Below are 14,901 nucleotides of genomic sequence, written 5' to 3'. Positions count from 1 at the left end.
TGGGATATTTTGCCAGTCAAAAAGAGTAAAATATCTTTTTATAAAAGAGCATAGCAATTGCTATAAAGTACAAGAATTATGTAGAATTTCTGGTGTATCTGCTAGTGGTTATTACAAATGGCTTGCTAAAAAAATAAGCAATAGGGAATTGGCAAAAAAAGATCTATTAGCAGATATTCAAAAAATACATCAAGTTTCTAAATGCAGATATGGTGCCCCTAAAATTCATGTTGAATTGAAAGCTTTAGGTAAAAATTACAACATCAAAACAGTGCAAAATGTTATGAAAGAAAATGGCATTAAGGCTATACTTAAAAGAAAATTTAAAACCAAGAAACGGCAAACTGACAATAGAGTCATAGTTCCCAATATATTAGATCAAAATTTTATTACCGATCAACCAAATAAAGTGTGGGTGACTGATATTACTTATATAAGAACCAAGAAAGGATGGCTATATTTGGCAGTAGTAATCGATCTATATTCACGTATGGTAGTTGGCTGGTCGATGAGTAGCTCAATAAATAAACAGTTGGTTATTGACTCTTTGTTAATGGCCATTTACAAGCGTAACCATCCCAAGAATCTACTATTACATAGCGATCAAGGTTCACAATATACTTCAAAAAATTACCAAAATCTACTAGCTATAAAGAACATAGTTCCTAGCATGAGTCACAAAGGCTATTGTTACGACAATTCCGTTGTAGAAAGTTTCTTTAGTTCTCTGAAAAGAGAGTTATTAATAAATACTGCTAAGTACTCCAAACAGTCTATTAAAACTGCTATATTTGAATATATAGAAATTTTTTATAACAAACAACGCAGACATTCTACTATTAACTATTGCATCCCTGAGCTTTTTGATTCATCATTCTCTTTGTAAAAACATTCCCAACTTTCTCTCCACTTTTCCTGGGTAAGGTCAGTAATTAGTGTTATAAAGAATTGAGTTGTTTACTCCTTTAAAATAAGTTGTTTTGCGTAATTTTGTACTATCGCACTTACATAACACATAGATTTTTAGGATGCCTATTCAATGTACACAACGCAAATGTATGTAGGTTACTTAAGAGAATAGAGCCATTACTCGCCAAAAAAGTGACTATAACAAAAGATAGAAGTATGACGCCAGAAAAAATACTGAAGATTTTGGCTGATGTTACAGAACAGCAAATACAGAGACCAGAAGATAGTAAAAAACGGAAGAAATCATATTCAGGAAAAAAAGAACCAACACTATGAAAACTGAGATTATTATCGAAGAAGGAGGAAGAATTTTATCAGTGTCAAAGTCATACCGTGGTAGAATTAGTGATTTCCGCATAAGGAAACAAGAAAAATATTTACCACTTGATAGCATAAAACATGCCGATTCTGGATATCAAGGTTGGCAAAAATTGCAAAGCAATGTTATAATTCCATATAAAAAGTATCGTAAAAAGCCATTAACTCCAGAGCATAATAGAAGATTAGCATCATTTAGAATGAGAGTAGAAAACAAGATCCGAGAGATAAAGATATTTAAGATTATGTCGAATGTTTATCGCAATTTTCAGAAAAAATATAACCTGAGGTTCAATATTATTGCTGGTATTGTAAATCTTAAGCACGCCTTTTAGTTAACCTTGATTTTAGTCACCCTCCTTTCCTTTTTTTTATCGCTTGATTCGCAGCAGGTCTATAGTAAGACAGCTTTTCATATCTAACAAACTTTAGATTTAGGATTGAAATTAGTAAGTGGAATTATTATGTAATGCATATATTAGTAAAAGGAGGTACAACGTGAGTAATATAGTTCATTTAAATAAAAACAATAACCGTGATGGTGTAAGAGGATTACAAAGAGCTGTTGATAACATATTTGATAGCTTCTTTACAGGATGGGACTCAGAGCTTTCCAGAAGAGGTAGACCAGCTTGCGATTTTTATGAAACAAATGAAAGCTATTGTCTGTCACTAGAGTTACCTGGTATTTCCAAAGAAAGCATAGACATTAGTATATCTGGCGATAGCTTAATAGTGAAGGGTGAAAAGACGTGTGATAATGAGTCAAAAGATAAGCAATTTTATCATCGAGAAAGATACTATGGCTCTTTCTATAGGTCTATTCAGCTTCCAGTAAATGTAGAGCAAGATAAGGTATCTGCTAATTTCTCAGATGGGGTATTGCATGTAACCATACCTAAGTCAGAGAAACACATTAAGAAAATTGATGTAAAGTAAATAATAGCAGGCTTCTAGTTCGAGGCTTAATTTATTATAGATGGAGTAAGATTAAAGGTATGGAAAGTATAGTTGTATAGCCAAGTGGAACTGGTATGGGTACAGACAGTGGCAAGGAGAAAATAATTATTAAAATACCAAAACCACATTCTTGTAGAGCTGTTTTAATTTCAAACAACGTCACTTTATCACTATTAGTATTACCAGTATCTGCAACTTCTTGTAGAATATCAGATGCTAATTTTTTATCCTCAGTCAAATTCTCACTTTTTTGCACAATCACTCTTTAACAAAATCATTTCTAATGAATAGCATAATTACTCTTATATTCCAATATTGTTCTTGATTTGATACTATTCTTAGAATAACTCACTGACATTTTGTATATAGCCTTATCAGCTGTGCATTTACGTTGACAAAGTCTCTTGAGACATTTACACTTATTACGCTCAAGAGTCATAAATCTCAGTTTCTAAAGTCCTAAAAATCATGTCAAGCCAAATTGTTTTAAGATATATCAATACTAGCAATTAAATTAATACTAACTTAATAATCAAAGATGTACAATCTAATATATTTGATTAATAGTGAGGTTAAAAATGTTATCCAATCAAACAAATTCAGATTATATTACAACTCAACAAGAAAATGATCTTGGTCTAAATAAAATTATTGAAGATCAATCAAATGTAGAGATTGTTAATAATCACAAAAAGCTAAAGGAAAGAATCACTGACCTGTTAAAAGGAGATACAGAATTCTCTCGAATGAAACAAGGAGATAAGGCTCTTGTAATAGGTGCAGCAAGTGGGTTATTTACAGCAATGCTACCACTTTTGGTGGTTGGTACAATACTTGCCATACCAGGTGCTATAGTTGGTCTTACTTTATATTTTGCTGTAAAAGTTGCTATAAAAGCAGTTCAATCTGGATATAAGGGTCTCAAATGGTCATCTGAAAAAACGGTTGAAGGGGCGAAGCATATTGGCGAGAAAATTAAAGATGGTGCTATGTACGCTAAGAATTCGCTGAAAGAAGCTGCAAGTTCTGTAGGACAGGCAACAAGAGAAGGAACTAGTTCTGCATTAAAAACAATGGGGAATAGCGTTCAAAAACTTGGGAGAAAGATGAGTAATAGTGGTGCAAGCGTATCTAGTTTAGATGGCATCCCATATTCAATAGACAATGAAGATCAAACTGTTGTTTTAAAAACAGAAGAAAAAACGAAAAACTTCAATAGTGTGAAGGAGATGCTTGTTAATGAAATTTTGAAAGATAAGACTGTAAATAAATCTGCTTTAACTAAGGAAATATTCTCCCAATTGAAGGAAAAAATATTGGAAAAAGCTTATTCTATTAATGGTCAACAAAGTTTCAAAAAGGACCAGTTAATCAATGAATTGAAACAGCAAGCAGATTTTGTCAATAAACTGGACGATAAGAAGTTGCAAAATTTATTGGCTCAAAATGATAACAATCTCTATGAAATTTTCTCTGAATATCATGATGAATTTAAGAGAATTATAGGAGAATGTAAAATAGAGCATAAACTCTCTAACTCCATAGAGAACCTTAATAAAGTAGCAAGAAAGTATGGTGAAAGCAAAGAAGCAACAAAAGATACTAATGTTAAATATCAAATTTTAGGTGCAACACCAGCTGCAACAACTGAAGGTAGAACAGGAGCAACGCGACGTAATAGCACTGGTAACCTTACTAATGATGCATTCACTTCAGAATTACCAACTATAAGTGCCTCACTAACTAATTTAAATAAGCTTAAGTACTCATTGCTACAAAATTCTCTAAGTGAAGATGTTTTCAATCATCCTATTGCAAAACAAAGTCTTGATAGTAGAGCTCCAATTCGTAGTAATTCTGATAGTAGCTTAGGTCCTGATAGTAGCTACTTAAGTACTAGTAGTAAGTTGAGTGATATGGATGACAGTATTGCATCTAAAAGCAGTTCTTTTATTTACCGTAGTGGTTCTGATAGTGGATTCAATTCACCCAATTCTTCTCCACAACATGTAATATTCACTGAGAAAAATGGCAAATTAAAAACCCAAGCTAATTTAAGAAATACAGGTTCTTTGGAGAAATTGGTGGGACCTTCTTCAGAAATAACTGGTGACATTGATTTGGAACATCAAGCTTCAAAAATAAATGGGAAGTAAACAATTCATCTTCTTCAAAAGGATGTTACTTATTTAGTAATGTCCTTTTATTTCTTACATTCACTTTACAATGCAGGTTTTGGATCCTATAGCACTTCTTATAATAATGATCTGAACGGAGATGAAAACATCTTTATAGCTATTGTAAGCAAGGATTGTATTATTATAATCTGCTCGGATTATTTCAGAAAGAGCTATAGTTAGCAAGCCATAAAGTAGGTAGCCTATCAATTTTTGGTTATGCTTACGTGCAAGCTGTATATTATAAATAATCGACTCTATACTTTCACTAAAGTTATTCTTCCAAAAAGACTGCGCATTGCTTTAACCGTATCATAATATTTTGCATATAAATCTATTCCTAAGAATTCAAAATATAAATGAGTTAATAGATTATGCTTAAATCAGTTGTACCTATGACATATAGTACGTATAATATATCATATGTTTGTTTTAGTAGGGGGTATAGGTATGTTTAATTCAAAGCAGGTAGTACAACATAGCTTATTTGGCAGTAATGGTTTTAAAAATACTCTATCTTGTGAATTTGAAGGTTTGCCCGAAGAAGTATCTGAGGTTATCAATGAAAAAAGTCAAGCAATAGATAGTTTAGAAAGTGAGAGAGAAAAGCTACTACAAGAAAATTGTGATCTTAAAAGGAGTATAGATTCACAGAAACACTATCAGGAAATAGCGCAAGAGTACGATGAAGAAGTAAGTTTACTTACCAAGGAAAAGCAAATCATAGAAAGGAAAATTAAAGATAGTGAAGTCAAAATGGAAAAATTGCAAAACGAAATATATAAAGTCCAAGAAGAAAATGAAGAATTAAAACAACAGGTAAAGAAATTAGATGCAGAACTACAAATTAGGAATTTTCAGATTCATCTCTTAAATCAGGAACTAAAAGATAAAAAAGATGAAATTTATTTCATGAATACAGCAAATGAAAAGCTAAACAAAGATTTAGATCAAGATGAGGTTTTAATGAATCAGTTAAAAAAGAAGAAAAAGCAGTTGGAAGATTTAGTAGAGAATTTTACAAAGGAATTCTCAGATGGTAATAAGGATTTATCAGAAATTGAACACCTAAGAAGTTATCTAAATAAAAAGACATTAGAAAATCAGAATTTGATTAGAGAGTTGAGTATATTACAAAAAGAAAATGATGATTTAAAATCTAAGCTTCTATATCTTCAGCAAAAAAGGTCATTATTGGATGAGCTAAGTGAGTCAAATATTAAGGTAGACAGATTCAATCAGAAGGAGAATGGCTATGATAAAAGTGGGTATAATCAGAAAGAAATTTACAAAGAAGATGAATTACTAGATAAAGGTTATGATTCTTTTGACCAAAGGATAGAATCAGAGTTGAGTACTAGGCAAGAGTATTCAGAAATAGGTAATCCGGAAACAGAAACAACTGAATCACCAGTAGATAGTTATTATGAATTCATTAAGGAAGGTTTACTTTGGGCTGATAGAAGTTTGATAGATGATAAAAAGTATCTGGAAGATCTAGTAGACGAGTGGTTTATTCATTCACCTAACTTAAAACTGGAAGAGAGTCAAAAAAAGCTAAATCAAGCATTACTAAATAGTATTCTAAAAGATTTCAATCTGAAGAATTATTACTCATTTTCAAATCTTAAGCACTTTTTAGAAAGTAATGAGAAAAATGAAGACCTTAGGCACGTTCTTAATCTAAAAAGAGGACATCTAGGAACAACAATATTGAACGTGTTTCTCGAATACGACGAAGTTATTCCTTCTCTTCTCAAAGCTGGTGCTGATCTAAATATGCAGGATAATAAAGGTAAAACACTTTTGCATGATACTGCTATTTATTCTAGTGGATATGAAGATCTTGGGTATCTCTTAGATGCAAAAGCTGATCCAAATATACAAGATGAAAAAGGTAACACACCTTTACACTATTATGCTGCTAAGTGTAGTGATCAAAGCAGAAAAACTATGGATTTGCTCATAAGCAAAGGAGCTGATTTAAGCATAAAAAATAACGATGGAAAAACTCCACTGCAAGTTGCAATTGATAATGACAACATTATAGGATGTTTATTAACTAATAGTCAAAAAAAATTAAGAGAGCAACTAGGTAAAATGCTTCTCGCTACAAGTTCTGATGAAGATTGGGATAATGCTTATGATCCAGAGGTTGAAAATCTAAGAAAGTTTTTAAATCAATATGAAAATGACAACGACTTAAAGATAGTTTTAAATGTTAAGGATGATAGTTCAGTACTTCTTGATTCGCCATCTCGTCAATTTCCTAATGTAAAAGCCTTGCTCTTAAAAGCAGGAGCAGCTGATTTTATAGGTAAAAAACAAGACAATTATGAAAAATGCGATAGTTTTTTATCAGAGATTTATCAAATAAATTACCTTGCTAAACGCAATGAGTTTTTAAGTAAGGTAGTAAAAGCTAAAAGCATGATTGAATTACAAGAAGTTGTAAATGAAGTCATATCTTCTGGAATAAGACTAAATCTGGCCAAGGATGAAGAGTATTATTGCACAGATGAAATACTAGAAAAAATTGTTCAACTAGGAGAAAATTATGAAATTGCTAGTAATATAGTATGTACATTAATATCAAGAGGAGCAAAGTTAAAAAGGTTAGAAAGTTTAAAAGTCATTGATACAATAGAATTAAAGTTCAAAGCTCATAAGGCTAATATGATCAGTGCTCATTTAGAGTATGTTAGTAATACTGAGGAATTTTTTAGAATTGCAAAGGCTGCTACCAGCGGTCAACTATATGATGGAAAAATCGATAATAATGTATCTTACTTAGAATACTCAGAGGATAGTATAATAGATGTCGCAAGAATCACAGATAGAACAAGAAATCTGGAACTAATTCAGGAATCATATAGAAGGGATATAATAAAAATTGGCAAAAGTGAGGTGGAAATTATAACCGAAAACGGCATAAGGTATTACACAGATCTTACAGAAGGCAGCAGTATAGTATTAACTTTCTATACCAGTTTGGGAAATATAGACGTTAGACTGTATCCTGACGTACAAGATAAAAGCAAAATTATAGTAGAAGTGAGTAATAGAGAGGAAATATTAGAAAAATTCAAAGGTCGCGAAGAAGAGTTAGGCAATGATTGCGGGCTCGGTGAGTATTGGGTCTACTATGCTATTAAGCGAGGATATTTTGAAAGATCTGGAAAATTAATGCATTCTGAATCAATAAGTCAATCTAATGAAAAAACGCCTTTGACAAAGCTTGACAAAATAATAGGAGTTTCAAGTTTCAAAGAAACAGTAAGTCGTTGTATATAGTAAGAACAGTAAATTCCATCTACCAATAGCAGGCTACCAGCCAGACTTTGTAGCATTAGCGGTTTTTCTTTTTCACCTGTAGTATTTTCTTTGCCAGATTTACTATCAAAATATGATTTGGAAGAAAGTTTATTAGAAGGGTTTTGTCTTGCACAGTGATTTCTATTTTAGCTTTTTTACACACGAATTAAAGATCTTTACTATTTTCATTATATAATTAAGTTTTTAACTGATTTACCAAAATTTTTAAAGTGTCAGTTTTCTGGCGCATACTGTTGCTTTTATAAATTAAGACCATGGAATTTCTTCAATTGCTCACTCCACAACATCGGTATTTCCTTCAAATCAGCTAACCTCAAACTCCTTGGTTGCCTCCCATTTACTATATCTTCTTTAATCTTTGGTGCTAAATAATTCAGCCTTAAAATTTGTTGCACACGTCTTGTACCTATATTAATTTTGGCACTCAGCTCTTGACCTTACCCAGGAAAAGTGGAGAGAAAGTTGGGAATGTTTTTACAAAGAGAATGATGAATCAAAAAGCTCAGGGATGCAATAGTTAATAGTAGAATGTCTGCGTTGTTTGTTATAAAAAATTTCTATATATTCAAATATAGCAGTTTTAATAGACTGTTTGGAGTACTTAGCAGTATTTATTAATAACTCTCTTTTCAGAGAACTAAAGAAACTTTCTACAACGGAATTGTCGTAACAATAGCCTTTGTGACTCATGCTAGGAACTATGTTCTTTATAGCTAGTAGATTTTGGTAATTTTTTGAAGTATATTGTGAACCTTGATCGCTATGTAATAGTAGATTCTTGGGATGGTTACGCTTGTAAATGGCCATTAACAAAGAGTCAATAACCAACTGTTTATTTATTGAGCTACTCATCGACCAGCCAACTACCATACGTGAATATAGATCGATTACTACTGCCAAATATAGCCATCCTTTCTTGGTTCTTATATAAGTAATATCAGTCACCCACACTTTATTTGGTTGATCGGTAATAAAATTTTGATCTAATATATTGGGAACTATGACTCTATTGTCAGTTTGCCGTTTCTTGGTTTTAAATTTTCTTTTAAGTATAGCCTTAATGCCATTTTCTTTCATAACATTTTGCACTGTTTTGATGTTGTAATTTTTACCTAAAGCTTTCAATTCAGCATGAATTTTAGGGGCACCATATCTGCATTTAGAAACTTGATGTATTTTTTGAATATCTGCTAATAGATCTTTTTTTGCCAATTCCCTATTGCTTATTTTTTTAGCAAGCCATTTGTAATAACCACTAGCAGATACACCAGAAATTCTACATAATTCTTGTACTTTATAGCAATTGCTATGCTCTTTTATAAAAAGATATTTTACTCTTTTTGACTGGCAAAATATCCCAGGGCTTTTTTTTAAATGTCTCTTTCCCTTGTTACTCTTGCTAACTCTCTCTTTAAGTCAAATCTCTCTTTATCATAAGGCGCTACGTTACCCCTGCCCGGAAATGCATTTACTGCTGACTTTTTCTCGTTATACTTCTTTATCCACTTACCTAATATACCGGGATTTATACCTAGATCCCTTGCTATTTGTGAAATTGTTTCTCCCCTTTCTCTGAAAAGTTTTACAGCTTCTTCTTTGAACTCTGCTGTATACTCTCTTCCATTTGTCATATTGCACCTCTTTATGAAAACATTTTTTACTATAAAAACGTCTCAACTTTCTCTCCACTTTTCCTGGGTAAGGTCAGTTTATACTTGCCAATGTTTTAGAGATATTTTACTAACATAAAGCGAAGTACTCCGGTTTATAGCTGCTTTCTTTTTATATAGTGAAATTTGGCTATTTTCAACTAATACTATAAATTACATCTTTGTAGTTATGAGATTCAACCACTACTTGCTCTAGCGTTAAACTGCTGCATTTAGCATCTTTACTATGGTTTTCTTCAAGCACTTTTGTCCTTGCTTCCTTTATTTCCTCAATGAACTTTCCATTAACTTTTTCTGGTTCAATTCTTTCCTCACAATATACAAGATTTGTGCAATTTGTTTTTCTGTAATAATGTACTCCAAGGAATATCAATGATAGTACAAGTATACTTGAGCCTACAAGTAGTGATAGCCCTACGTTATTAATCAAAGCGTTCTGGTAAAACTTCTGTACACTACTAATACCACCTTCTACATACAGTAATAAAGGCAATACTATATTTGCAGCAACCAAACTGCTTAATAATGCTGTAAATAATGGCCTATCTTTGATTACTGATTCTACTTTATTTCTTCTACTAATGACTTTGTCGTCAATATTAATGAAGTTGTTCTTACCTTTCCAAGCGTTAAGTGTAAAATGTGAATGAGTACCATTGCTGTATTCCAGTTTGACTGATTTTATTACTTTATCTTTTGGTTGATACTTTAGCACCTGATTCAAAGTTTCATTCGCATTCTTTCCCCCTATTTGACACTCTTCAGTATCTCTAAATTGCTTTATTCCACAAAATATTGTGCTAATTGCAAGCAATGAAGTAATCGCTATCATCGGCATAGTAATGTAGAGAGGGCTGTTTGCAAAAAACGTGACAAATTTTGCTTTGTCTTGTACACCTGCAGATGCGCTAAGTAAAATCACAGTTACACCGAAAATTAGAAATTCCTTCTGCTGCACTGCATATTTTACTCTTGGCAAAACTCTATTTGTTTTCTTTTCTTTTTTAATTAACGGAGTTTCTTCATTATCATTTTTTTCTGGTGAGCTAGTTGAAAGTGTAACTATACTATCATGATTTAATGATATATCCTCACATCCTTGAACACCACAAGACTCACTCATTTCTGTTACTTGAGAGTTTGATCTTGTCATCTCTGCACTTCTATTGTCTATTCCACTATCACTTCCTTCCAAACTATTTTTTAAAAATTTTGTATTCAGATCTCTAGGTTCATCAATTATATCTTCTGATCCTTTCTTAATTGGTGTTTCTTCAGAATTTGACTTTTCCATCTCCGGACTTTGATCGTTTATTTCACCATCTAAACCTCTTTTCAAGAATTTTTTACTTTTGTCTATAGTTGCATACATAGGTTCTCCTATAGCTTCTTGCTCATCACATTTTTCTCCATTTAATTGGAAAGAAGAATGTGGTAGCTTTGGTGGTGCAATATTCTGAATAATACTCAACTGATGATTTTCTGCTGTTCTAGGTGAAGGTGGAGCCACACTCCTACTATTGTCCTGCCGTACGATTTTAGGAATGGAAAAGGCATAATTATATGTCATGTAAGGAATGGAGAGATGAACGAAAGTGAACCACTGATGAAGTGTCGAAACCTTTTAAATGACGTCAAAACCAGGGGGTTGTCTGTAACCTGGGATAAATCTATCGGGAGCTTGTTTACTGGATAGATGGCGTCTGGCATAAAGGTGGCATGAATCTATTTCAGGCTATTGTGTGGAACTACGGGAACCTGTCGTTTCGATGATAAGGGAGAAATCCAAGGAGCTAAACTCTAAGGATGAGAGTACCGATGCGAAAAACAGGGGCGGATCAGCTCGTAGTAGTGAAGAAGTTTCTGTAATGGAAATGGAGAGAAGGGGCTGAGTTATTTAGTTTTAATTATTTATCAACCGAAAGGGAGGAGTTAATGAGTAAAACAAAGTCTTTTGATATATCAAAGCAACTTATTTGGAGAGCTTATAAACAAGTATCGAAAAATAAAGGTGCTGCTGGTGTGGATGAGGTTTCGATAACAAAGTTTGAAGAAAATCTAAAAGATAATCTGTACAAACTATGGAATAGGATGTCATCCGGAAGTTATTTTCCAGAAGCTATAAAAGCTGTTGCAATACCTAAAGATACAGGAGGAGGACAAAGCAATCTTAGGTGTTCCTTCAGTATTTGACAGGATAGGGCAAACGGCTGCTGCTATGTATCTGGAGCCGCTAGTAGAACCAAAATTCCATGATGATTCATATGGTTATAGACCAAATAAATCTGCACTGGATGCGGTAGATACTGCGCGTAAAAGATGCTGGAGGTACAATTGGTCAATAGATCTTGATATATCTGGATTTTTCGACAATTTGGACCACGAGTTAGCATTGCAAGCTATCAAAAAGCACACAGACTGCAAATGGGTCATACTGTATGCTGAAAGATGGATGAAAGCTCCAATTCAGCAAGCAGATGGCAGTAAGGTAGTTAGGGATAAAGGAGTTCCACAAGGAGGTTCAATAAGTCCGATGATCTCAAACATATTTATGCATCATGTATTTGATGAGTGGATGAGACAAAAGCACCCGACAATACCATTTGAGAGATATGTAGATGATGCGATAGTGCACTGCAGAACTAAGAAGCAAGCGGATTTTATGCGAGACGTAATTGAAGAAAGACAGGCCAAGTATAAGCTAAAGCTACATCCGGAAAAGACACAAATAGTGTATTGTAAGGATAACAGAAGGAAAGATGAGTATACTATACAAAGTTATGATTTTCTAGGTTTTACATTCAGACCTAGACTAGCGAAGAACAGTAAAGTAGGGAATTATTTTCTTTCATTCATACCTGCAATTAGTAATAAGGCCAAGAAGAAGATTAGTCAAACCATAAGGTCATGGAAAATACACAGACAAACATCTACAACTCTGGAGGGGATATCAAAGAAAGTAAATCCAATAGTCAGAGGCTGGTATCAGTACTATGGCAGGTTTTACAGGACAGAGATATACAAACCTCTGAAGAACATAGAGCGGCAACTTGAAAAGTGGGCAAGAAGAAAGTACAAGAAACTTCAAACTCGTGGAGGACTAGCAAGGCAACTTCTAGGAAAAATGAGAAAAGAAGGACCAGACACTTTCTACCACTGGACATTAGGTTTGGGACAAAAGGCTGAATAATGGGAGCTGTGTGAGTCGCGAGGTTCATGCACAGTTCTGCGAGAGACTGGTGGGGAAGGTCCGCCGGTCTACTCTCCTTTACAGATTAATGCAAGCATCGAACAGACGAAATCTGTCAAATCAGAAAGAAACACACAAATTTAAGTTTTTAGTAGTTTTCAAGTATAGTTGTACAGGGAGCGCCTTTGCAGTTATGACCGACATTTTCAATGGTGCCTAAGTGCCCGTATGCAAGCATGGTTTTGGAAGGAACGGTCAAATCATTGATGGAGTCATTTAGACTACCTCGGTTAGGAGATTGTACTATCAACCGTTCCAAGCTGAAGCGTTTCCCTATTACAAATTATATGTAGGGGTTACCATGAAAAAAGCAAAAAGTAAATTAGAAATAGTGAATCCTAATGCAGCAGGAATAGACATTGGTTCAGCTGTACACTATGTGTGTGTACCTGAAGGAAGAACGCGTTCAGAAATTTGGCTGCTTTACTGAAGACCTTCATAACTTAGCACAGTGGTTGAAAAAGTGTAAAGTTACAACAGTAGCTATGGAATCAACAGGAGTATATTGGATTCCTTTATTTCAAATACTTGAGTCATACAAATTCGAGGTAAAATGCACGGCATGTAAAGAATGTACCTGGTAGGAAGTCTGACGTTCAAGATTGCCAATGGCTCCAACAACTGCATAGCTACGGACTGCTTCATGGATCGTTTAGGCCAGATAATCAGATGTGTGTATTGCGCAGTTACGTGCGGCAACGCAAAAATCTCACTGAAAGTGCATCTACACATATTCTGCGTATGCAGAAGGCATTAATTCAAATGAATATACAATTACACAAGGTTATTAGTCATATTACTGGGATAACTGGTATGAAAATCATTGAAACTATAATTGAAGGCGAAAGAGATTCTGAAAAATTGGCAGAATTCAGGGACGTGCGAATGAAAAATGATCAGTCTACTATTGCAAAAGCGTTAGCTGGTGACTATAGAGAGGAACACTTATTCACGCTAAAGCAAGAATTTGAACTATATAATATTTATCAAGAAAAAATAGCAGAATGTGATAGAAATATTGAAGCCTATTATAAAACGTTTGAAACAAAGTCTTGTGAAAGCAAACAGCTAAGTAAGCAAAAGAATAAAAATAGCAAAAGTAAGCCAAGCTTTGCTTTGTATGAGGAACTGCACCGAATAACTGGTATGGATTTCACTAAAATTCCTGGATTTGATGTATTAAGTATACAAACCATAATTTCAGAAGTTGGTATAAACCATAGTAAATGGCCAACAGAAAAGCACTTTTCATCGTGGTTGGGACTCAGTCCTGCTAATAAAGTTACAGGGGAAAAAGTGTTTAACACAAGAACACGTAAAGTCATTAACCGTGCTGCAAATGCTTTGCGAATAGCTGCTCATTCTGTAGGAAATAGTAAAAGTGCGTTGGGTGCATACTACAGAAGATTGAGAAAACGACTAGGAGCACCAAAAGCAATAACAGCTACTGCAAGAAAAATGGCATGCATATTTTATAGTATGCTCAAATACGGACAGGAATATGTAGAAAAAGGAATGGAATACTATGAAACACGCTATAAAGATAGAACTGTAAAAAATTTGATCAAAAAAGCGAGCGAATTTGGCTACATATTAGTTCAACAAGAAGAGTTAGTTGAGTGAGTTTCTTAGGAGGGCAAATGCTCACATAACCTACCCTGCAAATTTTCAACTGATTGCTGCAATGAACCCTTGCAGATGTGGTTACTTGGGGGATGCAAGTAGGTCGTGCAACAAAGCTCCAAAGTGTGGCACAGATTACAAAAACAAAATATCAGGCCCATTGCTTGATAGAATAGACATATGCATTGAAATGCCAAACGTTAGCATACTCTCTCCTGAAATCTCTGTGGAGGGAGAAAGTACTAAAATCATAAGAGAAAGAGTGATAGCAGCAAGAAAAGTTCAAACTGAGCACTATAGTGAATTAAATATTCGTTGCAATTCAGAAGTAAGCGGTGAAGCATTTAATAAATTTACTGAACCAGATCAGGCAGGGTTAGAATTGCTAAAATACGTACTGAAAGAAAATTACATTTCCAACCGAGGCTACACACGCGTATTAAAAGTTGCAAGAACCATTGCAGATCTTGCAAAAAGTGAAGAAGTAAAAAGAGCACACATTGCTGAAGCACTGAATTATAGAATAAGGGTATATTAAAAAATTAGTTTACTTGACAGATAATTTATTTCACTATATACTGTCCTTAATGAAATTTTA

Annotated in this window: 10 protein-coding genes and 4 pseudogenes; 9 read left to right on the top strand and 5 right to left on the bottom strand. The window is 33.7% G+C overall.

Annotated elements, in window-relative coordinates; genetic code table 11:
- The first annotated feature begins 4 nt into the window (after positions 1 to 4).
- The 3 genes and pseudogenes from MWH06_01585 (at position 5) to MWH06_01575 (ending at position 2,226) form a co-directional block, all read left to right on the top strand.
- Positions 5 to 886 carry an IS3 family transposase gene (locus tag MWH06_01585; protein UPA55716.1) on the top strand — a complete coding sequence of 294 codons (882 nt, stop codon included), beginning with the start codon at positions 5 to 7 and terminating at the stop codon, positions 884 to 886.
- 83 nt (positions 887 to 969) lie between these two features.
- A pseudogene (locus MWH06_01580) lies at positions 970 to 1,622 on the top strand (transposase).
- A gap of 163 nt (positions 1,623 to 1,785) precedes the next feature.
- Entirely contained in the window at positions 1,786 to 2,226 is a 441-nt protein-coding gene (locus tag MWH06_01575; protein ID UPA55362.1) for an Hsp20/alpha crystallin family protein, read from the top strand.
- 46 nt (positions 2,227 to 2,272) lie between these two features.
- Here MWH06_01575 and MWH06_01570 read toward each other — a convergent pair.
- Positions 2,273 to 2,503, bottom strand: a pseudogene (locus MWH06_01570) (exopolysaccharide biosynthesis protein).
- Between the two features lie 322 nt (positions 2,504 to 2,825).
- On the opposite strand from MWH06_01570, the gene MWH06_01565 reads away from it, so the two are divergent.
- Entirely contained in the window at positions 2,826 to 4,403 is a 1,578-nt protein-coding gene (locus MWH06_01565; GenBank protein ID UPA55361.1) for a hypothetical protein, read from the top strand.
- Between the two features lie 471 nt (positions 4,404 to 4,874).
- Positions 4,875 to 7,718, top strand: coding sequence for an ankyrin repeat domain-containing protein (locus MWH06_01560; protein UPA55360.1), 2,844 nt, complete (start codon positions 4,875 to 4,877; stop codon positions 7,716 to 7,718).
- A gap of 281 nt (positions 7,719 to 7,999) precedes the next feature.
- On the opposite strand, the pseudogene MWH06_01555 reads toward MWH06_01560, so the two are convergent.
- The 4 genes and pseudogenes from MWH06_01555 to MWH06_01540 all read right to left on the bottom strand — a co-directional run bounded on the left by MWH06_01555 (position 8,000) and on the right by MWH06_01540 (position 10,940).
- A pseudogene (locus MWH06_01555) lies at positions 8,000 to 8,194 on the bottom strand (recombinase family protein).
- A gap of 40 nt (positions 8,195 to 8,234) precedes the next feature.
- Entirely contained in the window at positions 8,235 to 9,116 is an 882-nt protein-coding gene (locus MWH06_01550; protein UPA55715.1) for an IS3 family transposase, read from the bottom strand.
- Positions 9,117 to 9,130: 14 nt separating this feature from the next.
- Positions 9,131 to 9,391: a transposase gene (locus MWH06_01545; GenBank protein ID UPA55359.1), complete on the bottom strand. Its 261-nt coding sequence runs from the start codon at positions 9,389 to 9,391 to the stop codon at positions 9,131 to 9,133.
- A gap of 175 nt (positions 9,392 to 9,566) precedes the next feature.
- Positions 9,567 to 10,940, bottom strand: coding sequence for a hypothetical protein (locus MWH06_01540; protein UPA55358.1), 1,374 nt, complete (start codon positions 10,938 to 10,940; stop codon positions 9,567 to 9,569).
- 425 nt (positions 10,941 to 11,365) lie between these two features.
- Between MWH06_01540 and MWH06_01535 the strand changes: the two genes are divergently transcribed.
- From MWH06_01535 to MWH06_01520, 4 genes and pseudogenes are all read left to right on the top strand, one after another.
- Entirely contained in the window at positions 11,366 to 11,623 is a 258-nt protein-coding gene (locus MWH06_01535) for a hypothetical protein (protein ID UPA55357.1), read from the top strand.
- Entirely contained in the window at positions 11,562 to 12,620 is a 1,059-nt protein-coding gene (ltrA, locus tag MWH06_01530; protein UPA55356.1) for a group II intron reverse transcriptase/maturase, read from the top strand. The genes MWH06_01535 and ltrA overlap by 62 nt, the downstream gene beginning before the upstream one ends.
- A gap of 361 nt (positions 12,621 to 12,981) precedes the next feature.
- A pseudogene (locus MWH06_01525) lies at positions 12,982 to 14,303 on the top strand (IS110 family transposase).
- Entirely contained in the window at positions 14,296 to 14,841 is a 546-nt protein-coding gene (locus tag MWH06_01520) for an ATP-binding protein (GenBank protein ID UPA55355.1), read from the top strand. Before MWH06_01525 ends, MWH06_01520 begins: the two are co-directional and overlap by 8 nt.
- Positions 14,842 to 14,901: the final 60 nt, after the last annotated feature.

Source organism: Wolbachia pipientis, from assembly GCA_023052945.1.
Lineage (GTDB): Bacteria > Pseudomonadota > Alphaproteobacteria > Rickettsiales > Anaplasmataceae > Wolbachia.
The sequence above is the reverse complement of the archived record's forward strand: the minus strand, read 5'-3'. Positions and strand labels throughout refer to the sequence as shown.